Here is a 21,295-nt window from a genome sequence, read left to right on the forward strand (position 1 = left end):
GAATGATGGCAAAATTAGCTTCGAATTGGACGAAAGAACAAAAATGGATTATTATTGCTTTTGCATTAATTGGAGTATATCTCCTTCCTATGTATGTATTAGGGGAAAATTCACATATTCGGGTTCATGATAATATGGACTCGAACATTGCTTGGTATAGGGTGTTAAAGCGAAGCGGGGAATTATTCGGACCTGTTAATGCTACCATTCCACAAGTAATCAATGGGTTGCCGCGTAATGCATACGGTACGGAGTTTAGTGGGATCGAATGGCTGCATCATTTGTTTCCTCCAATGTTAGCTTACGCATTAAGCCAAACGATCACACGGGTATTCGCTTTTATAGGCATGTATTTGCTTTTAAAAAAGCACTTTGTTAAAGCAGACGATGCTTATCTAATTCGAGTGGGAGTGTCGCTTGCTTTTGCGCTGACTCCTTTTTGGCCTTCCGGCATGTTAAGCACGCTTGGACAGCCGCTTGCTTTATGGGCATTTTTGAATATAAGAGAACGAAAAGCGACTTGGAAAGAATGGTTGACGATTACTTTGCTTCCTTTCTATTCAAGCTTCGTTTTAGGGTTTTTCTTTTTTCTGGTAGCCATGGGACTCCTTTGGCTGCGCGATGTGATGGTCAAACGTGATTGGAATCTCAAGTTTTTTGGCAGCATAGCGTATATGACTTTCCTTTTTTTGGCAATTGAATATCGGCTGGTTTATTCGCTGGTGTTTCCGACAGAACCGACGAGCCGGAATGAATTTGTCAGTTCTAAATTAGGATTTTGGCATTCTGTTCGTCTTGTGTTTAAGAACTATTTCTTAGGGCATACGCACGTAATGACCCTGCACACTTTTGTGATTGTTCCGCTTTCTTTTATCGTCATGGCGATCATTATTCAGAAGAAACAATGGAATCAAGAAAGAAACTATGTTCGTTTGTTTATCCTTAACTTCGTATTATCGGTCTGGTATGCCTTCTGGTTTTACAAAGGATGGGAGCCATTAAAAGAAAGGTATCAATTGCTAAATACGTTTAATTTTGCTCGTTTCCATTTTTTACGGCCAATGATCATTTATATGATGTTCGCGGTAGGTGCTTATATTCTCTGGAAAAAAGGGGTTCAATGGAAAAGATTTGTGAAGGTATGTTTAGTGCTGCAGCTTCTTATACTTTTTGCAGCCAATCCAGAGATTTATTATCGTGCCAATCACTCGCCGTCGTTTAAACAGTTTTATGCCACTCATCAGTTTGAAGAAATAGCGAAATATATCGGAAAACCAAAATCTTCTTATCGGGTGGCGAGCATAGGGCTTCACCCTGCCATTGCCCAGTATAACGGGTTTTACACATTGGATACCTATAATAATTTTTATCCTTTGTCGTACAAGCACCAATTTAGGAAAATCATTGCGAAAGAACTGGAGAAAAATAAGCAGTTGGAGACATACTTTGATCAATGGGGCGGCAGATGTTATATTTTTGTAAGTGAATTAGGAAAGCATTACGACTTCCGAAAAAATAGCAAGAAAAAAATTCATCATCTTCAATTGAACATTGATCAATTTAAGAAAATGGGCGGACAGTATATATTTTCATCCGTACCTATTATGAATGCGGAGGAGGACGGCCTTCACTTTTTAAAGGCTTTCGACGAACCGAATTCAGCGTGGAGAATTTATTTATACAAAGCAAAATAAAGAATTCTGAGGAGGAATTTCTTTGAATTACCCAGTTTTAACCATCGTCGTTCCTTGTTATAACGAAGAAGAAGTTTTTCAAGAAACGTCTAAACAATTAACACAGGTGATCAAAGAATTAATCGATGAACATTTAATTTCAAAAGAAAGCAATATTTTATTTGTGGATGATGGCAGTCGAGACCGTACTTGGGAATTGATTGAAGCAGAAACGAATCAAAATATTTATGTAAAAGGTTTAAAGCTTGCTCGAAATGTCGGGCACCAAAATGCCTTGTTGGCGGGATTAGCAACCGCCAGCAAACAAGCCGACTGCGTGATTTCCATTGATGCGGATTTGCAAGATGATATTCGTGCCATCCGTACGTTTGTAGAAAAATATTGGGAAGGTTATGACATTGTGTATGGAGTACGAAATAAACGAGATACCGATACGTTTTTTAAACGGACAACCGCTGTCGCGTTTTATCGGCTCATGAACAAAATGGGCATTAACCTTATTTTTAATCATGCAGATTTTCGTCTTATGAGTAAAAGAGCTTTGGAAGAATTACTAAAATATAAAGAAGTGAACCTTTTCCTTAGAGGGATTGTGCCGTTAATCGGCTTCCCATCTACTAAAGTGATGTATGATCGAAAGGAACGTTTCGCCGGGGAATCTAAATATCCTTTGAAAAAAATGCTGGCCTTCGCTTTTGATGGAATTACATCGTTTAGTGTAGCTCCCATTCGATTTGTGACGTTATTAGGGTTTCTTTCTATTCTTTTAAGTATTTTGATTGGCGGATATGCTCTTATTCAAGAATGGCGGCACCATACCGTATCAGGATGGACTTCTCTCATGCTCTCCATTTGGTTGATTGGGGGCTTGCAATTATTGGGGATTGGACTGATTGGAGAATACATTGGAAAAATCTTTAAAGAAGTAAAAAAACGTCCTCGATACGCGATCGAAACGGACTTGTATACAAAAGAAGCAAAACAGTCATCTCCTGCTCCTAAAACATCCGAGAATTGATCAGCGAGGAGGTCCAGCTCCCAATCAGGCCTCCTCGAATTTTGGTGAAATCCTGACAGCGTTCGAATGACGTGACAGGCTATGATTTTTGCCTTCCGGTCAAAAGACGAAGGAGGTATCTTTATGTGGGATCATCTAAAAGAAAAAATGGGAATGCTTCTGAAGTTTTGTACGGTAGGAGTTGGAAATACACTTATTGATTTTATCGTCTTTTTTGTCCTCACCGGTTTACATGTCCATTACTTATGGGCACAAGGATGTTCTTATCTTGCCGGTATGATCAATAGCTACATATGGAACAGGAATTGGACTTTTAAAGCAGAAGAAAAAGCTAACATTCAAGAGCTGCTTCGATTTCTAACCATTAATTTGGCTGCCTATGCGACTACTCTTCTTTTACTTTCTTTATTTAAGCAAAAGTTTGAATGGCCGTTGGCTGTAAGTAAGATTTTTGCAACATTGTGTGGGATGGCCATTACTTTTATGGGCAGCCGACTTTGGGTATTTAAAAGCGGTTTGTCTAAAGGCCAAAGCTAAAGAAGGGTATTCCATATTTACCTTTAAAAAATCGCTCTTTCTGAATGATCATTGAATGCTAGTTTTCCATTTTCTTTTTTCATGCGAAAAAGAGGCTCGGAACATTGGGGCGTTTGACCATTGTGACGAGCCTTTTTTATAAAAACTTAAAAGCGGATTCATTGTGTATAAGCTTTGAAGCATATGATCGAGATATTGGGGTTATTTGATTGCTTGAATGCAAATCCTTGCCTAAAGATTAGTTGAAAGAAGATTATTCCGTTTTTTGTTCATCGAGATCAGCGCCCGTTTCTGATTGTTCCAATATATGATTTAATTCACCGATATCCCCTTTTGCATTAATGATTTCAATGAGTTGATTTAAACCTTGCGTCGTTTTATCAGATTCCTCTTGATTCAAGCTGTCAGTAGTTTTATTTTCCGCGCTTTTCATAATAATCCTCCCATCCATTAAGCTATTAGTAGTTTTTCAAAAAAGGAAGTGTTTATACTGATTTTTTAGGAGAATGAATTGTAAAAAGTGAAACTTTCGCAAGGTTAAGCAGAAGATATTTTTCTTTATTGTCCCTTTTTTGGAGGCTTGTCAGCAACGAAATGAAATTCCCCGTTTTAAACGTCCACCGTTGGTAATAAACAAACAGGTATGTATTTCTTTTGCTACCTTTTCGCTGATACTAGGTTTGAAAAGAAAGGTCAAAATCATGATTTTAAGGGGGTTAATAATTTTTTGTAAAATAATGAAATTTTTATATAAAATGTAAAAATGATGTAAAAAAATATTGAATTTCCATCTCCAAGTCTAACGGTTTGATAGAATAAGACAAAACATTACCTTACGATTCTAGTTTTTCAAACATGTCAATTAGGAGTGAGAAGCATAGTAAAAGGGGTTAAGCTTGGTCAACTTAATAAGTTTTAAGGGGGATTATGAAATGCCTATTATTTCAAAGGCTTACCAAAAGTTTGCAGCGGCTGTGGCAGCCTCAGCAGTTTTTACCTCGGTTGTTTCTTCTGTGTCTGCAGCTAGTTTCACAGATGTCACTGGCCGTTATAAGGATGCAGTAGATTTTGTTGTATCAAAAGGGGCGAAAGGGCTAACTGAGACTTCATTCGGTGTCAACGAATATATAAAGCGTGTAGATGCAGCTGTTTTACTTGCAAACGTGCTTGATCTGAACACGAAAGAAGCTCCAGAATCAGGTTTCAAAGATGTTCCTGCTAACGCAAAAGGGGCTGTCAATGCTTTAAAAGCAGCGGGAATCACCTCCGGAAAAACAAAAACGACTTTTGGTTCTAATCTCTACATTACTCGGGGAGAACTGGCCATTTGGCTGAAGAAAGGATTTCATCTGATGGGTTCTTCGGCGAATTCATTTTCTGACCTTTCCGAACGATACAAGCCTGCTGTAAGTGCATTAGTTGCCAACAAAGTCACAAAAGGCATTTCTTCTAAGGAATTTGGGGTAAATCATTATATCAAACGTGGAGACTATGCGATCTTTTTACACCAATCAAATCTTGCGAAAAAAGGAAAATTTGATTTGCACATTTTGCATACCAATGATACTCACGCACATTTAGACAATATAGCACGAACCATTACAGCGATTAAACAAGAAAGACAAGAGCATCCGAATTCACTGTTAGTAAGTGCTGGGGATGTTTTTTCCGGAACTTTGTATTTTAATGAATTTAATGGGTTAGCAGATTTGAAGTTTATGAATTACATTGGCTATGATGCCATGACATTTGGGAATCATGAATTCGACAAAGGAACAGAAACACTGGCTAACTTCGTGAAAGAAGCGCATTTTCCGTTTGTTAGCGCCAATGTGAATTTCTCAAATGATCTTCATTTAAAGGCCAGTTCACATGATGAAATATCAACTCAACCTAAAGATGGTCAAATTTATAATGGCATTGTAAAAACGGTGAATGGAGAAAAGATCGGAATTTTCGGTCTGACAACGGCTGAAACGAAAGATATTTCCAGCCCTGGCAAAGATATTGCGTTCGAGGATTATATAAAATCGGCGGAAAAAGCGGTTGATGCGTTCAAGGCTCAAGGAGTGAATAAAATCATAGCATTAACTCATATCGGCTTTAACGATGGCGGCGGTGATAACGATCTTACATTAGCGAAGAAAGTAGAAGGGATTGATGTTATCGTCGGGGGGCATTCCCACGATAAGCTTGAAAAACCAGTTGTGGATACAACAGGAGAAGAGCCAACGGTTATCGTTCAAGCCAATGAATACAATAAGTACCTTGGAGCGCTAGATGTTGAATTTGATCAGAAAGGGAAAGTAGTTGGCGAAGACGGCCATCTTATTGAGATCGATCAAAAAGACCATGATGCTTATGTGCTTCAAGATGATGCTGAAGCAGCATCTTTATTAAAGCCATATAAAGAACAGATTGACGAAAAGAAAAAGGTGATAGTCGGAAATTCCGCTGCTCAACTGGATGGTGAAAGGACAGATGTTCGTACTAAAGAAACGAATCTAGGCAATTTGATTACAGACGGAATGTTGGCCAAAGCAAAAACAATTAATCCCAATACCGTTATCGCCCTGCAAAATGGAGGCGGGATTCGAGATTCGATTGATGCTGGTCCGATTACATTAGCAGAAGTTCAAACGGTCATGCCGTTTGGAAACGCGCTAGCTATTCTAAATTTAAAAGGTTCAGAAATTAAAGCTGCCCTAGAACACAGCGTTAGCTCTGTTCCTGAATCTAATGGTGGATTCCTCCACGTATCCGGATTAAAATTCACCTATGACAGCAGAAAACCAGTTGGTAAAAGGGTTTTATCGATTCAAGTAAAAGGAAAGGATGGAACTTATCAGCCATTGAATGATTCTGAAAATTATTTTGTTGCGACCAACACATTTACGGCGAAAGGCGGAGATGGGTACGATATGTTTAAAAAAGCTTCCGAAGAAGGACGTCTTAGTGAACCAGGATTTGTAGATTGGGAAATTTTTGTAGATTTTATAGAAGCTCAGCCAGACAAATTGGTGAATCCAACTGTGGAAGGTCGTATTGTCAATATAGCAAACAATTAATTTTTGTAAAGACAAACGTAAAAAACAATAAAAGCGTATTGATAAAAACAAGACTTTAAATTAAAGCCATAAATCTGAAAGTAGACAAAAAAGGAGCGTTCTGCCTTTTTCGATCAAAAGGTGAATTATAAGATGCAACGTTTTTATTGATGATGAAGAAATGTAAATTTTAGGATATGGTATTTCAGGAAGAAAAGAAAGAAGCAGTTTCACCCATAAAACGGTCCTAAGCATCAACTTTGCTTAGGACCGGAATTGATTTTCTAACCTCAATGAATAGAAAGCGACAGCATCTTCTTGCTTATCTTACAAACAACCCTACCACCATCGCAGTTAAAAAGGAGACCAAAATACCTGAAACGAGCAGACGCCAAATATTTTTGGCGATTAGTTTTGTTTTCTCCTCATTGAATAATGATTTCACGCTTCCCAAAATAATTCCTACAGTAGAAAAGTTACAAAAAGAAACAAGAAACGTGGAAATGACAGCCTCTGTGTGCGGATTCAGCTTATTCAGTATAGGGTGTAGTTTCCCCATTGCTACAAATTCATTCGTCGCTAATTTTTCACCCATAAATTGAGAAACGGTAAATACTTGGGAATGTGTAACTCCCATTAAATAGGCAAAAGGCGAAAAAAGTACGGCAAAAATATTTTCCAGTGAAAGGTTTTTATGGATCAATCCTAAAACGCTATCGCTGGCAGTAATTAATGCTGTAAATCCGATCAGCATGGTGGCGATGATTAAAGCTAGTTTTCCTCCAGTCAGCATACTGTCTGCCAACATATCGAAGAAGTTTCTTCTCTCTCCGGATTTTGCAGGGTTGTAAACGACGTCTTCTTCTTTCGACACTTTATATGGATTTAAGAATGATGTAATGATTAATGCTCCAACGTCATTTAATGGAATGGCAACTAATACATATTTAGGATCGATGAGCTGCATATATCCGCCGAGAACTCCAACGCTGACACAAGACATTCCTACCATACAGGCGGTCAGCAGCCGTTTATCATCCATTTTGTTCAGTTGTTGTCTCGTTACCGCCAACGCTTCATTGTTTCCTAAAAACATGACTTGAGTAGCGAAAAAACTTTCAAAGCGGGGAGCACGCGTCAATTTAGAAAGCACAAAACCGATGCCGTTGATTAAAGCTGGAAGGATGCCGAAATAAGTTAAGATATCGAAGAAGGCAACAATAAAAATAATCGGCATTAATACGCTCATGAAAAAGGACGGTGTACCATTTAAAGATACTAGGTCACCAAAGACGAAATTGATACCGGACATAGAGCAATGGATAAGCCATAAGAAAAACTTTGAAACGATTTGGATGAATTGTCCACCTATTTTAGTGGTTAACATAAACCAAGTAATAACCAATTGAATAACAAACATCAAAAGGATAGAGACAAAATCTATGCCTTTACGATTGATAGAGCATAAATAGGCAATAGCAAAAACAACGATAATTCCAATGATGTTAATGATAAAAGACAATGAAATTCCTCCCTGAACCTACGCAGGTTTGATGAATAAAAGATTTTAAGCGTTCTTATGTTGTCCGGTCTTTTTTTCGTTTATACTTTTCGAGCGTATTAGTGAATCGATTTTAAAAAACATACAAAAATCGACGTCAAAATCCCTCGCAACGACGAAATAAAATTCTAAAAATAATAAATAGTCGTTTCAAATTAAATTTTAAATGCAGGGTGGGGAATATGCAAGATCAAATAAGTGTAAAAAATGTGCATTTTCAAGGGGATTATTGACAGTTCAAAAAGAAGTTTTTAATTTTTAAAATTTTAAAATTATAGTGAACATAGAAAAACTAAAGTAGAATCTATATAATGTCAAAAAATGCCGGTTTCATTTATTCAATCAACATATTATTTCTTCATACATGGAACCATTTCGGCGTCCAGAAAAACGATGCGGAAATGCAACTAAAATTCGAATAATAACGATCGTTTTGATTAAATCGAGTTTGAATACCCCTTGCCCTCTCAAATGAGTTTTTGCATGGTTTTGTCTTCTCAGAATCATGGTTTATGATAGAACGAAACTGGAAATAAACTTCTGCAGCTCGCCAAAAGACAGGGCATATATAAAGGGAGCGGAATAAGCATTTAACTTAAAACGCTCCCTTTGTATGGTCGTTTAAGAAAGTACTTTATTCATCGTTTCTTTCAAAACAGCGGCTGAGTGGTTGAATTTTTCTTTTTCTTCTTCATTTAATTTCATTTCGATGATTTCACGAACCCCATTTCGGTTAACGACGGCGGGTGCACCGATGTAAAGATCTTCTTGACCGTATTCTCCTTCAAGCAGAACGGATACAGTCAGAATGCTGTTTTCATTCTGAAGGATCGCTTTAGTGATGCGGACAAGAGACATTCCGATTCCGTAATAGGTGGCTCCTTTTCTTTCGATGATATGGTATGCAGCATCCCGTACGTTTACAAAGATCTCATCCAGATCTGCTCTAGTGATTTCACCCTTTTTGATAAAGGAATCGAGTGGTTCAATACCAATAGTAGCATGGCTCCAAACCGGAAGTTCTGTATCGCCGTGTTCACCAATAACAGCTGCGTGAACATTTCTTGGATCGATATTTAAACGTTCTCCAAGTTGAAAGCGCAGCCGGGCTGAGTCGAGTACAGTGCCGGAACCGATGACACGTTCTTTAGGAAGTCCTGATTCTTTCCAGGTCACATAAGTAAGGATGTCGACTGGATTTGTAGCTACTAGGAAAATTCCGTCAAATCCGCTATTCATAATATTTCGAATTATCTCTTTAAAAATCTTAGTGTTTTTTTCGACTAATTGCAGACGGGTTTCTCCCGGTTTTTGTGCTAATCCGGCTGTTATGACGACTAAATCAGCTTGTCTACAATCTTCATAATCTCCGTTCCAAATTTTTGCAGGAGAAGGGGCGAACGGTATTCCGTGATTAAGGTCCATGGCTTCGCCTTCCGCTTTTGCTTTGTTGACATCTATCAATACTATTTCTTCAGCTACACCTTGATTGATTAGGGAGTAAGCATAGCTGCAACCTACTGCACCAGTTCCAACGATAACAACACGATTTACTTTTTCTTTTTTCATGATAAGAAACTCCTTTCATCATTTCTGGTTGATGTGAAATGTGTGAGAATCTAACCAAACCCATATGTAAAAAATGGTTTACATAGGGTAAGTCTACAAATTTATGTACTGTTAGAACATAATTTCCTGTTAGCAGTAAATGTTATGCCAACATTCATTTAAAAGATGCTGCAGCCAAAGACACACGTGAAAGGGTACGGTTCTTCATAAAACGTTGATAATTTAGAAGAAAAAGGAATGGCTGCAGCGATTTACAAGTTCATTATACAACACTAAATGTGAATTTATTCACAATATAAATGAATAATTTGTGAACTTTTTCACACACTGATTTATTTTATTTTTGGATGAAACCATTTTTTTATAGAAACAGGATGAATCGGCGTTTTCTTGCTAAAAAACGGGCGAATGGGAAATAGGGCCAACATGTTTTAAAGTCCATACAAAAACCCCCTATAGTCATTTAGGTATCATTCGTTTCTTTCATTTCCATTGCCTATAGGGGATCTAATCAAATGACCAATTTATTCTTTTTTATCGTTAAAATCATGATCTTCCGAAAACTCGGCGTTATATGCCAGTTTATGATTGGCTCTCATTTTTGTCCGCCTGTTCGTTTGAACGTCCAGAAAACGATTCAGAATAAATTGATGAATAAACGCTTCTGCTATTGTGATGATAACGGCTGAAATAATGCTTCCCCAAGCAATCTGCATATAGTTATTAAGAAGAATACTGCCAAAAATCCAAACGCTCGTATAGGCAAGAAGAAAATCAACTATTGATGCAGACGTATTTCCAAAATAGGGAAGAATCAACCGATCTCCTATTAAAAAAGACATAATCGTCGTCAGTAAGCTGAAAGAAAAAATATCCAAATAGGTAGCATCAAAAAATAGATCGAGACCTACTGCAAATGCGATTAGGCAAGCAATAAATTTTATAAGTAAAATGCCAGCGTATTTCATCATTCAATCCTCCTTTGTCCATATTTTGAATCAAAAATCAGAATTTTATACTTGTGTCAAATAATTTTGTGAAAAACCATTAGGACATTTCACGTGATCGAATTCAGAAAAGGATTCGTTTATTGAAATCTTCTCTATAATCGTGATGAAAAAGGGGAAAAGAAAAAAAGAAAAAAAGAAAGCCTTAAAACTTCCTAGTCAATGGGCTGAATTAGATCGGGCGAGTTATTTTTCGGTGAATTGACCAATTGAGAAACTTCGTACGCTTCCATGCATTGCTCATCATAAGGCTTTAATAAATTCTTTAATTTTTGAGGGTCGCTAATAGTTGGGTCCAACCATAACGGTTCATCCTGCGGTTTTAATATCACTGGCATTCTGTCATGAATAGACGCCATGAGAGGATTAGGTTTGGTTGTAATGATGGTGCAAGAAAATATCGAGTCGCCATTCGGCGATTTCCATTGTTCCCATAATCCAGCCATCGAAAATAACTCGTGGGATTTTAATAAAATTCTCATCGGAATCTTTTGATTGTTCACTCGTTTCCATTCGTAAAAGGAGTCGGCTACAATAAGGCAGCGTTTTTTTTGAAACGCATGCCGATAACTAGGTTTTTCAGTAAGAGTCTCAGCTCTGGCATTCACTAATTTATGGCCAATGGACACATCTTTTGCCCAAGGCGGAATTAATCCCCATCTTAAAAAGCCCATTCGGTTGGTTTGACCATCATTGATGACGGCTAGAACCGATTGGGAAGGGGCTATATTGTAGCTTGAGGAATAATCTTCATCCTTAAATGAATATTCAGCGCTAAAACGTTCAGCAATTTCTGCAATGGAAGCCGTTAGTGTAAATCGTCCACACATACCATTCACCTCTTAAAAGTATTATATATTGTAGCAGTTACATGTAGTAGAGATAGGATGAAAATGGTTTTGAGCATCCAATAGACGTTCATTCTTATTGAATGTTCAGCAATTACAAGAAAATACGATGTAAGATGCGGCAAAAGCCTCATGCTTCATAATAAATCAATCTACTTGACTAAACACCCCATAGGGTATACTATCCATTGTGAGTATAGAATATACGAGATATGGGAGATGCTTATGGTTGGATTGCTGATATTATTCATCATTTTTATTTGCTTAAAAGAACTTTATAAACGTTACTATCCGGTTAAAGGCATTCCGTGTATAGATCAAAGGAAACAGCGCCAAGATGGCCAAATTACGTTCTTGGATATCAGGGACTATAATGAAGTCATGAAAACGGACGGTCATACATCTTTGAATATTCCATATGCATACTTAAAATGTTTTTATAAAGATATTCCCAAAAACAACATTCATTTGATTGCGCAAGATCCACTGGAATTGAATCTAGGTCTTCGGTTTTTAGCGAGAAAAGGGTTTAAAGTTAAAAGTTATTCATTATCGAACTGTTCGTGTGATCAAAAAAGGATAAAGGGGATAGCCGGGAATGGAGTATAGTAAAGATATTAAAAACCGCTTAAAGCGAATCGAAGGACAAGTTCGCGGAGTACTTCGTATGCTGGACCAAGAGGAAGATTGTAAAGAAGTAATTACCCAATTAAGTGCAGCAAGAAGTGCTTTGGATCGGGCGATTGCACTAATAGTGGCGACAAACTTAGAAAAATGCATTCGTGAACAAATGGAAGAGGGAGAAGATCAAGCTCGTTCTGAGGTCATTAAAGAAGCGGTGCAGCTTCTCGTAAAAAGCAGATAAATCGATTAACTGGCTGGCATTTGGCATTTAAAGCAAAGTGTCCATGAATTTGGATGGCTATTCGAAAGTGTAATAAGAGGTGGCTCTCTGCATTTCAAAAAAGGGAATATCAGCAAGGCAGTTTGAAGGTCATAGAATATGGATTGGACCTTTAATAACGATTTTAAGGTTCATCAAACCGAAGCATATCTTTTGTTTTATCGGGAAAGAATCATTATAGTAAATTCGAAAACGTCATGAGACTCAATTAAAGGAGGTACATCAAATGGCGAACAATAAACGTATTCTCATGGTTGTGACGAACCATACAACGATTACGGATGATCACAAGACGGGACTTTGGCTGGAAGAGTTTGCGGTGCCTTATTTGACCTTTAAGGAAAAAGGATATGATGTCAAAGTAACGAGCATTAACGGCGGAGAAGTTCCTCTTGATCCAAATAGCATAAAAGAAAAAAATCCGGATTGGGTTGAAGCGGAAAAAGAATTAAAAAACACAGCGAAATTAAGCAAAGAAGATGCCGCTGGATTTGATGCAGTGTTCCTCCCTGGAGGGCATGGCACCATGTTTGATTTTCCGGATAATGAAACGTTGCAATATGTATTGCAGCAATTCGCCGAAGATGGAAGAGTCATTGGCGCTGTTTGCCATGGTCCGGCGGGGCTTGTCAACGTCACCTATAAAGACGGTACTCCATTAGTGAAAGGGAAAAAAGTAGCCGCTTTTACGAATGAGGAAGAAAGGGAAACGCAGCTGGACAGACATATGCCATTTTTACTGGAATCCAAGCTGCGTGAAAAAGGGGCGAACTTTGTTTCAGGTGAAAAGTGGTCCGATTTCTCTGTCCGCGACGGAAATTTGGTAACAGGACAAAATCCACAATCCAGCAAAAGCACGGCTGAAAAAGTGATTGAAGCGATTGAAAATCCGGAATAACAGACCTGGAACTGTTCTAAATAGAAGTTGAATTTACGATTTTTCACACCGTTCGTCTTGTTGAACGGTGTGTTTTACTTGTGAATGGAAAAATAAGACAAATGAATGGATGGATCCTGATAGTAGTCGAATCTATAAAAATGTGCTATAGTAAACAATCAGAATGATGAATGATCATTTGAACAACTCCATAAGAAATCCGTGCATAACGCGCGGGAGAGGTTCGCGAACTCCCTCTATAAAAAACTAAGGAGAGACATCCGTCCAGGAAACAATGTCCGGGCTGCCGTTTTTGCATGTCTGTCAAAGCACGTTTCCCTTTAGTTCGTACGAAATGGAAAGATGCTTTTTATTTGATTTGATTTTAAAAGCGGCAGTCAGCTGTTTGTTTCTTTGCTGATGGATGGGGGAGGTTGCGTCATTTTTCTGCGCAATCTTTTTTATTATGTTGACGATTGCTCAATAATGGACTTCGTGGACCCGGAAGGCCTTGTTCGAATGGAGAAAAAATTCAATAATGACAATTTATATAAGAAAAGGTGAAGATCATGTTGAATGAGGAAAAAGCGGTTGTGGTATTCAGCGGAGGACAAGATAGCACAACATGCTTATTTTGGGCTTTGAAAAATTTTCAAGAAGTTCAAGCGGTGACTTTTGATTACGGACAACGTCACCGAAAAGAGATAGAAGTGGCAAAAACGATTGCTCATGATCTTGGAGTGAAGCACACAGTGCTGGATATGTCTTTATTAAATCAGCTCGCTCCTAATGCACTGACTCGTAAAGAGATTGAGATTGAGCAAAAAGAGGGGGAGCTCCCTACTACTTTTGTGGACGGTCGAAATTTGTTATTTCTATCGTTTGCTGCGGTGCTGGCAAAACAATCGGGAGCTCGCCATATTATTACAGGAGTTTGCGAAACGGATTTTTCCGGCTATCCAGATTGCCGGGACGTTTTTATCAAATCCTTAAATGTGACGCTTAACTTAGCAATGGAATACGAATTTGTCATTCACACCCCGCTGATGTGGCTGAATAAAGCACAAACTTGGGAACTTGCCGATCAGTTGGGAGCGCTCGAATATGTCCGTGAAAATACGTTAACTTGCTATAACGGTATTATGGCTGACGGATGCGGCCATTGCCCGGCTTGTAAACTACGGAAGCGGGGATTGGACGAATATTTAGCCAAAAAGAACGGGGGTAGTAAGTAATGCTCCAACAAATTTATCCGCAAGTGCAGCATGATTATACGTATGAATTAAACAAAGATCTGCAATTTGCAGCTGCTCATTTCATTCCTCATCCAGATGCAGGACAGTGCCGTAATGTACATGGCCATACGTATTTTGTCAATATAACGGTTGCAGGTGACGAGTTGGATGATTCCGGATTTTTGGTGAACTTTCAAGCGTTGAAAAAAATTGTTTCGTATCCATTTGACCATACACTTTTGAATGATCACCAAATGTTCAGTGAAAAACAGCCTGAAAACTTTCCTTCCACCGAAGTAGTGGCACGAAAAATATACGAAATGATACAAGCTTATTTGGACACATTGCCGAACAAGCCAAAATGCTTGCAGGTGTTCTTGCGCGAAACACCGACCAGTTATGTAGTTTATCGGCCGAAGAGAGGGAAGTAATATGGCTAAGAAGGTGCCTGTATTAGAAATATTCGGCCCGACCATTCAAGGAGAAGGCAGCGTAATCGGTCAAAAAACAATGTTTGTCCGAACGGCCGGCTGCGACTATTCATGCAGTTGGTGCGATTCTGCTTTTACGTGGGACGGATCGGCAAAAGCAGACATTCGACAAATGACGGCGGAGGAAATATGGAAGGAACTCAAACAACTGGGCGGTGATTGTTTCAGTCATGTGACGATTTCCGGAGGCAACCCGGCGCTCATCTCTGGCCTTTCAGAATTCATTGATTTGCTGAAAGAGGAAGGAATCCGTATAGGTCTTGAAACGCAAGGGAGCCGCTGGCAAGATTGGTTTTGGCAAATCGATGATTTAACGATTTCACCGAAGCCTCCTAGTTCAGGGATGAAAACCAATTTTTTCGTGCTGGATGACATCGTGAAAAAGCTTCAAGCGAAAAACCACCAAACTTTTAGTTTAAAAGTGGTAATATTTGATGATCGTGATTTTGATTATGCTGTCTCCGTCCATCAACGCTACCCCTCTGTTCCTTTTTTTGTCCAAGTAGGAAATGACGATCCAGCTACGGCCGATGATGATCAGTTGATTAAGCATTTATTAACAAAAATGAAATGGCTTGTAGAAAAAATTTCTGTATCGCCTGAAATGAATGATGTTCGGGCACTGCCGCAGCTCCATACTCTTTTATGGGGAAATAAACGAGGGGTTTAAACAAAAAAAGTAGAAAAGGAGGAAGCCGAAATGGCAGGAAGAAATGAGGAAGAATTGCAAGGAGTCACGTTGTTAGGCAATCAAGGAACAAAATATGTATTCGACTACGCACCAGAGGTTCTCGAAGTATTTGACAACAAACATCCGAACCGCGATTATTTTGTAAAATTCAATTGCCCGGAATTCACAAGCTTGTGTCCAAAAACGGGCCAGCCGGATTTTGCTACAATATATATTAGTTATATTCCTGACAAAAAAATGGTCGAAAGCAAATCGTTGAAGCTCTATTTATTTAGTTTTCGTAATCACGGAGATTTTCATGAGGATTGCGTGAATATCATTATGAACGATTTAATCGATGTCATGGATCCTCGCTATATTGAAGTTTGGGGAAAATTCACTCCTCGAGGCGGAATCTCGATCGACCCGTATGTCAATTACGGACGTCCCGGTACAAAATATGAAAAAATGGCTGAATATCGATTAATGAATCACGATTTATATCCTGAAAAAATCGACAATCGCTAATATTTCGCTCTCTGCGGAACTTCCGCAGAGGGTTTTTTAATGGATTCGGCTGTGATGCGGCTGCTTTTTTATCATAAAATTTCAAAGAGTGGTTTTAAATTGCAGAATATTAAGTTTATTATTTTTTAAAGGGGGAGAAAAATGTCTAAATCCATAAAAGCATTTGTATTTGATGTGTATGGAACTCTTTTTGATGTACATTCTGTGAAAGAAGCAGTGGAAACTTTATATCCTGGAAAAGGTGAGTCTATTAGTCAGACTTGGCGGAAAAAGCAAGTAGAATACTCTTTTTTACGTCAACTCATGGGAACATACCGCTCTTTTTGGGAAATAACAAAAGATGCTCTCCGCTATGCCCTGAAAGAAAATGAACGGAGCATACCGTCTGAAATTGAGGAATTTTTAATGGAAACTTATTTGCATCTTACTCCTTTTCCCGAAGTCCATGAAGTTTTGCTTCAATTACGGAACAAGACTTTGGCTGTGTTTTCAAATGGGTCGCATGATATGCTAGATCCATTGATCGATCATTCTCCATTTGGCGAACTTTTTGATGATGTCATCAGCGTTGATGAAGTAAAACAATATAAACCAACTCCAGCCGCCTATGATCATGCATTACATACGCTAAAAGTTTCACGAAAAGAAGTATTGTTCATTTCCTCAAACGGATGGGATATATCTGGTGCAAAAAACTTTGGTTTTCGTACCGCTTGGATTAATCGGAACAAATTGCCGATAGAAGAGCTGGAATTATATCCGGATGCAATATATGAAGATTTAACCGGTATTTTGGAATGGATATAGAGAATAGTAGGCCCCTTTTTTTAAATGTGTTCTTTTTAAAACTGAATTATTTGAAAAATCCCAATGGAATCCGTTGCGCCCTTTTTAAAAAAGGGCTATTTTGTTTTCACTCTTTGACCAGCTTGTTTATATGATGAACTGAAGACAGTGATCTGTCTTTCTTAATAAGCAGTTGGTATTTTTATCTAATTTATGAATAATATATTTGATCAATTAAGCAAGAAAGGAGGGAAATAAGATGGCAGGTACAAAAACATTTGTAAATACAAGCCCGGCCACTTTACAAGTCACTCTCTTTGTTCGTGAAGGAAATGACCCGCTAAGTCAAGATGGGACGGTTTCTTTTGTACTTGATCCGGGAGAAACAGAGGTCGTTGGCTTTGGAAACGCTCAAAACTCTTTCCTGAACGGAATTTCTTTGTTTACTATTTTTGCAGGAGATCTTTATAGCAAAATTCAATTTGTAACCGTAGTTGGAAGTGAGCTTGATAATCTTCTTAATACTAATGATGTGATTACAATCACAAAGGAACTAACCGATTACGTCTTATCTGGAGGCAACAGCAGTCTAGATGCAGTAAATAATGCTCTAACAGTGGCTGAGATGCGGGCTGCTCTTGAAAATCCACAATTAGGGCTTGATCTTACAGCATACAACAGCCTAACAGAGGCACAAAAAGATCAAGCAGCCGGAACCGTATTAACGAATCGACCCGTTTCAGGATATCCTACCGTGGCAAGTGTACAAGAAGCTCTTAATCATGCAATAGATCAACTCGTAGATCCGAACAATATATTTGTTCTTGCAGGCTCAGTTGATGGAAATGGAAGCAGAGCGAATCCTTTTGGTAGCATTACAGAAGGTATTGCAGCCGTAAATCCGGGAGGAACGGTCCATGTATTAAGTGGAACATACCCTATCACCACTCAAATTGCCGTCAATAAGGAAGGGATTACTTTAAAAGGCGAGCCAGGAACATTGCTTGTATTGCAGGCCGATCTTATTCCATTGTTAATTTTATCGAATAATACGACGATTGATGGTTTAACCATAACGAGTGATACTCCTTACCAGAAAGAATTCATCCAAGTTGCCGGAACGAATACAAGTTTGATGAATAACACAATATTCGGTCCTCCACAAGCATTGCCAATGTCTGACTGGGTAGTGAATCGGGCAGTAGTGCCTCAGGTTAATGTAACGAATTTAATAGTTGAAAATAATACGTTTTATTCGTTGCGGACAGGTATTTATATCAATCCAAATGTAATAACGGGTGCTATGAATAATAACGTGGTTTATAATACAAAAGGTGGTTTTTTAGTGGATCGGGCATTCACGACATTTAATGGTAATTCATGGGGAATCCCGGCAAATGAGTTTGATATTGTCTTGCTAGCTGGAACTACAACAGGACCACCATACGATGATTTGGCTGCCTTAAGTGCCGAAAATAATCATGCAACCATTTCGGACCAAAGATCACAATAAAGTTTAAAAAACTGCAAGGCATTATTTCCTAATTAGAATTCAGGTTAAGTGGTAGTAAGTAGAGCCTTTTTGTCCGGAATGAATAGTTAGGGTTTCTTGATATGACTTTGTTTTTACACCGTTCGTACGTGACGGTGTTTTTGTTTTGTGAACATGAAGATTTTTTTGTTCATAATTAAGATTCCTACATATTATTAAGAAAAAACGGACCATACATTTGCAAGTTACATCCCCCTATCATTAAACTAGTGATAGGAAGAAAGAATATTCAAGTGGATGAAGAAAAAGGCGATTAAGTTGAAAAGCAAGGAGACGATGCAAAGGATGTTAGAAACAAAAACAAACCATAAAGAAGCAGATCTACATGACTATTGTTCCATCGTAGCCAAGACCAATGGAATTGATCCAATCGGTTCAGCTCCGGTTCATCAGCGCTATATTTTGGTGGAAACGCCATTTCCATGGACAAAAAAAGTAGAACAGTCCCCAAAAATGAATGAAAAATTGTTGGAAGTATTAAAAGAGGCGGAAGAGCAAGAAAAAAGTTTCCGGTTTTTAGCGTTTCATTCGGATACTCTCCCTTCTCCTGATGGGTATTCGCGCGTCTTTTTGTTTGAACGACCGGACTCTTTTTTGGCTCATTATGAAAAACGGGAATATTTGCTTCCGAGTCAAAAAGTTCACGAGTTGGTGCGAGGTTTTTTAGCCAATACCGCTTCTTTAGAGAAATTTGATGAGTACTTGCAGCCTTCATCCCATATCAGAGAGCTGTTTTTATGTACACAAGGCAGCCGCGATCGGTGCTGTGGAAAGTTTGGCTACGAACTGTATAAGGAAATTCAGGAACGTCTTTCATTAAATCCTGATTCTTGTTTACGCGTATGGCGTTCCAGTCATTTGGGAGGCCATCGCTATGCGCCGACTATGCTTGACTTGCCGGAAGGACGCTACTGGGGCCATTTGAATCCAAATCAACTGGATGCTCTATTGTTCCGGAAGGGTGCATTTTCTGATCTAGCCGGTTCTTACCGAGGCTGGGGAGTTATTTCTCCATTTGAACAAGCAGCAGAGCGGGAAGCCTTTTTGAAAATGGGCTGGGATTGGATAGAAATGATGAAACAGTCGAAGATCGTTGAAAAAAGCGAGAATACGGCTCGGGTACGAATTGATTATCATTCACCAGACGGCCAACAGCAAGGAACTTATGAAGCCGATGTAAAAATTGAAAGAACGATCAAAGTTTGGGGATGCGGGGCAGAACCGAGCGATGTGAAACAATATAGAACGACTCGATTGGATAAAATGAATCATTAATCCGTTTCAATAGGAGCCGTGAAGAGCACGGTTCATTTGCGGTCCTACATTGATTGCGACGATTCCGTTTGTTCCGTAATCGATGTAGGGCCTTTTTTTGGCAGAAAAAGAATATTTTATGGATAAGTGAATGTTTTTTCTTTTTTTGGAGAAACTAAATAAAGAATGAATTTATATGTTGGAGGTTTTAATATGGAACGAGGCACTGTTAAATGGTTTAATGCTGAAAAAGGATACGGATTTATCGAATCTGATAGTGGATCCGATGTATTTGTTCATTACAGCGCCATTCAAGGAGAAGGATATAAGACGTTGGAAGAAGGACAACAAGTGGAGTTTGAAGTGGTTCAAGGAAATCGTGGACCTCAGGCGGAACATGTAGTCAAACTATAATGAGGATGAATCAGGGGGTGACTTCGTTATAGTCACCCCCTTTTCAATGAAAAGGATTTATAGCCTGAATGAAAACCGATTCTTTCGCCGTTTAGCATCAACCAAACCACTCTGAAGTGATCATCTAACCGTAACAAAATAAGGTCAACCTGATTCTTTTCCATTTAAATCAATGTCCACATCTCATCCAAAGTCATGAGTTTGATCGACCGCTTGCCATCCATTCGAAATTTTGGCCGGGAACCCAACTTCTTTCCGAAATCAACAATGAAGAGTTTTGGACAGTTGTAATAAAAAATTATAAAAGATAAGTTTTCGAACCTATTTTAGAAATGATTAGATTGGAAAAAAGGCTGGAATGCTGGTGCACGTGGTGATGATCACGATTTATTTTTGGTTTGTAAGGAAGTAAAGACCGAAAATTCAGGCGAGTGATTTGATTGGTTAAAAAAGCGGATTGATTGGGATTTTGCTTTCTTTTTGTATTTAATATATCAATGATTCTTTGCCTGGTTGTAATCCCGATTCCATGTGCATAATAGAGACGTTCATCCAATACGATCGCATTTTCTCCTTGCCATTCCGGAGTATTAGGATCATGATCAGGATTGATAAAATAAACGCAATCTCCGGGTAAAAAATCCGTTCCTTTATGACTGCGGAGATCAAGATCTTGGTCATATTGCCAATCGTATAGATAAAGATTTGAAAAAAGGAGATTAAACTGTTCTTTATCAATGATTTCCAAAACTGCTTTATAAAAGACGATCACCATGGCTGTAGCACATTCAAAAGCATACTTTCTGCCGTTACGGAAGATGTCTTCAATCGCAGTTTGAGGCAAAACATTAGTTTTGAGGGCAAAGGCGCCTTTTTCGGTAAGCGTCCAATATTTTTCGTTGCATTTAGATGTACTAAAAGTGGCAAAATGGACACCGCTTTTATACAACCGTTTAGCCGCTTGAATGATTTGAAGTCTAATCGCCAGTTCAAATTCAAGTTGCTCCTTTGTTTCATACTCATAAACCGTACTGTATTTCCCCATTAATTGAAGGATTGTAGATGCTTCATTGGATAAAGTCCCCAGATCCATTTGGCTGAAATCTTCTAATTTTTGATTAATAATGATCAATCATAACCTCTCCTCGTTTTAGAGAATCGGAATAAAGGAATGAAAAAAATCGCTATACTGCATATAGTTTAATTATTTATATGAATGATCGAAGAATAATGATAAAATTTGTTCCTGTGGAAAAGGTTGGTACCGTCAAGAATTTTGTGTAAGAGAGTATTCTCAGATACG

21 protein-coding genes and 1 riboswitch are annotated in these 21,295 nt (G+C 38.5%); of the genes, 15 read left to right on the forward strand and 6 right to left on the reverse strand.

Annotated elements, in window-relative coordinates:
* The first annotated feature begins 2 nt into the window (after positions 1 to 2).
* From NST81_RS06080 to NST81_RS06090, 3 genes are all read left to right on the forward strand, one after another.
* Complete coding sequence (locus NST81_RS06080; protein ID WP_341028912.1) at positions 3 to 1,694, forward strand: DUF6044 family protein; 1,692 nt, start codon at positions 3 to 5, stop codon at positions 1,692 to 1,694.
* Positions 1,695 to 1,716: 22 nt separating this feature from the next.
* Positions 1,717 to 2,712, forward strand: coding sequence for a glycosyltransferase family 2 protein (locus tag NST81_RS06085; protein WP_327797630.1), 996 nt, complete (start codon positions 1,717 to 1,719; stop codon positions 2,710 to 2,712).
* 123 nt (positions 2,713 to 2,835) lie between these two features.
* Positions 2,836 to 3,249 carry a GtrA family protein gene (locus NST81_RS06090; protein ID WP_048622997.1) on the forward strand — a complete coding sequence of 138 codons (414 nt, stop codon included), beginning with the start codon at positions 2,836 to 2,838 and terminating at the stop codon, positions 3,247 to 3,249.
* A gap of 253 nt (positions 3,250 to 3,502) precedes the next feature.
* Here the strand turns inward: NST81_RS06090 and NST81_RS06095 are convergent, their stop codons facing one another.
* Positions 3,503 to 3,682, reverse strand: coding sequence for a hypothetical protein (locus NST81_RS06095; protein ID WP_003354263.1), 180 nt, complete (start codon positions 3,680 to 3,682; stop codon positions 3,503 to 3,505).
* Positions 3,683 to 4,181: 499 nt separating this feature from the next.
* Between NST81_RS06095 and NST81_RS06100 the strand changes: the two genes are divergently transcribed.
* Positions 4,182 to 6,317: a 5'-nucleotidase C-terminal domain-containing protein gene (locus tag NST81_RS06100; RefSeq protein ID WP_341028914.1), complete on the forward strand. Its 2,136-nt coding sequence runs from the start codon at positions 4,182 to 4,184 to the stop codon at positions 6,315 to 6,317.
* A gap of 301 nt (positions 6,318 to 6,618) precedes the next feature.
* On the opposite strand, the gene NST81_RS06105 is transcribed toward NST81_RS06100, so the two are convergent.
* The 4 genes from NST81_RS06105 to NST81_RS06120 form a co-directional block, all read right to left on the reverse strand.
* The gene (locus NST81_RS06105) at positions 6,619 to 7,818 is read right to left on the reverse strand and encodes a NupC/NupG family nucleoside CNT transporter (RefSeq protein ID WP_048622998.1); all 1,200 of its coding nucleotides are present in this window, start codon (positions 7,816 to 7,818) and stop codon (positions 6,619 to 6,621) included.
* A 660-nt stretch (positions 7,819 to 8,478) separates the two neighbouring features.
* Positions 8,479 to 9,426 (reverse strand): L-lactate dehydrogenase, encoded by a 948-nt coding sequence (locus NST81_RS06110; RefSeq protein ID WP_341028916.1) that lies wholly within the window; start codon positions 9,424 to 9,426, stop codon positions 8,479 to 8,481.
* Between the two features lie 524 nt (positions 9,427 to 9,950).
* Positions 9,951 to 10,394, reverse strand: coding sequence for a YndM family protein (locus NST81_RS06115; protein ID WP_341030476.1), 444 nt, complete (start codon positions 10,392 to 10,394; stop codon positions 9,951 to 9,953).
* Positions 10,395 to 10,588: 194 nt separating this feature from the next.
* On the reverse strand, positions 10,589 to 11,263 hold the full coding sequence (locus tag NST81_RS06120; protein WP_048623001.1) for an SOS response-associated peptidase: 675 nt from the start codon (positions 11,261 to 11,263) through the stop codon (positions 10,589 to 10,591).
* A 243-nt stretch (positions 11,264 to 11,506) separates the two neighbouring features.
* Here NST81_RS06120 and NST81_RS06125 point away from each other — a divergent pair, with 243 nt between their 5' ends.
* The 11 genes from NST81_RS06125 to NST81_RS06175 all read left to right on the forward strand — a co-directional run bounded on the left by NST81_RS06125 (position 11,507) and on the right by NST81_RS06175 (position 19,992).
* Entirely contained in the window at positions 11,507 to 11,890 is a 384-nt protein-coding gene (locus NST81_RS06125; protein WP_341028919.1) for a sulfurtransferase, read from the forward strand.
* Positions 11,880 to 12,146 (forward strand): metal-sensitive transcriptional regulator, encoded by a 267-nt coding sequence (locus NST81_RS06130; RefSeq protein ID WP_003354269.1) that lies wholly within the window; start codon positions 11,880 to 11,882, stop codon positions 12,144 to 12,146. The genes NST81_RS06125 and NST81_RS06130 overlap by 11 nt, the downstream gene beginning before the upstream one ends.
* A 265-nt stretch (positions 12,147 to 12,411) precedes the next feature.
* Complete coding sequence (locus NST81_RS06135; protein WP_003354271.1) at positions 12,412 to 13,083, forward strand: type 1 glutamine amidotransferase domain-containing protein; 672 nt, start codon at positions 12,412 to 12,414, stop codon at positions 13,081 to 13,083.
* Between the two features lie 212 nt (positions 13,084 to 13,295).
* A riboswitch (PreQ1 riboswitch) is annotated at positions 13,296 to 13,339 on the forward strand.
* Positions 13,340 to 13,634: 295 nt separating this feature from the next.
* The gene (queC, locus tag NST81_RS06140) at positions 13,635 to 14,297 is read left to right on the forward strand and encodes a 7-cyano-7-deazaguanine synthase QueC (protein WP_445662358.1); all 663 of its coding nucleotides are present in this window, start codon (positions 13,635 to 13,637) and stop codon (positions 14,295 to 14,297) included.
* Positions 14,297 to 14,728, forward strand: coding sequence for a 6-carboxytetrahydropterin synthase QueD (gene queD / locus NST81_RS06145; RefSeq protein WP_048623003.1), 432 nt, complete (start codon positions 14,297 to 14,299; stop codon positions 14,726 to 14,728). Before queC ends, queD begins: the two co-directional genes overlap by 1 nt.
* A 1-nt stretch (position 14,729) precedes the next feature.
* Complete coding sequence (gene queE, locus NST81_RS06150; RefSeq protein WP_341028923.1) at positions 14,730 to 15,458, forward strand: 7-carboxy-7-deazaguanine synthase QueE; 729 nt, start codon at positions 14,730 to 14,732, stop codon at positions 15,456 to 15,458.
* 30 nt (positions 15,459 to 15,488) lie between these two features.
* Positions 15,489 to 15,986 carry a preQ(1) synthase gene (queF, locus tag NST81_RS06155; protein ID WP_048623005.1) on the forward strand — a complete coding sequence of 166 codons (498 nt, stop codon included), beginning with the start codon at positions 15,489 to 15,491 and terminating at the stop codon, positions 15,984 to 15,986.
* A 141-nt stretch (positions 15,987 to 16,127) separates the two neighbouring features.
* A complete protein-coding gene (locus NST81_RS06160) occupies positions 16,128 to 16,793 on the forward strand; it encodes a haloacid dehalogenase type II (RefSeq protein WP_341028926.1) in 666 nt (221 codons plus the stop codon).
* A 238-nt stretch (positions 16,794 to 17,031) separates the two neighbouring features.
* On the forward strand, positions 17,032 to 18,285 hold the full coding sequence (locus NST81_RS06165) for a right-handed parallel beta-helix repeat-containing protein (RefSeq protein ID WP_341028927.1): 1,254 nt from the start codon (positions 17,032 to 17,034) through the stop codon (positions 18,283 to 18,285).
* A 324-nt stretch (positions 18,286 to 18,609) separates the two neighbouring features.
* Positions 18,610 to 19,599, forward strand: a complete 990-nt coding sequence (locus tag NST81_RS06170; protein WP_340397248.1) for a sucrase ferredoxin — start codon at positions 18,610 to 18,612, stop codon at positions 19,597 to 19,599.
* Positions 19,600 to 19,791: 192 nt separating this feature from the next.
* On the forward strand, positions 19,792 to 19,992 hold the full coding sequence (locus tag NST81_RS06175; protein ID WP_003355029.1) for a cold-shock protein: 201 nt from the start codon (positions 19,792 to 19,794) through the stop codon (positions 19,990 to 19,992).
* A 298-nt stretch (positions 19,993 to 20,290) separates the two neighbouring features.
* Here the strand turns inward: NST81_RS06175 and NST81_RS06180 are convergent, their stop codons facing one another.
* Positions 20,291 to 21,124 (reverse strand): protein-glutamine gamma-glutamyltransferase, encoded by an 834-nt coding sequence (locus NST81_RS06180; RefSeq protein WP_341028930.1) that lies wholly within the window; start codon positions 21,122 to 21,124, stop codon positions 20,291 to 20,293.
* Positions 21,125 to 21,295 lie beyond the last annotated feature (171 nt).

Origin of the sequence: Bacillus sp. FSL W8-0223 (assembly GCF_038006805.1) — a bacterium.
Classification (GTDB): domain Bacteria; phylum Bacillota; class Bacilli; order Bacillales; family DSM-4216; genus Bacillus_O; species Bacillus_O smithii.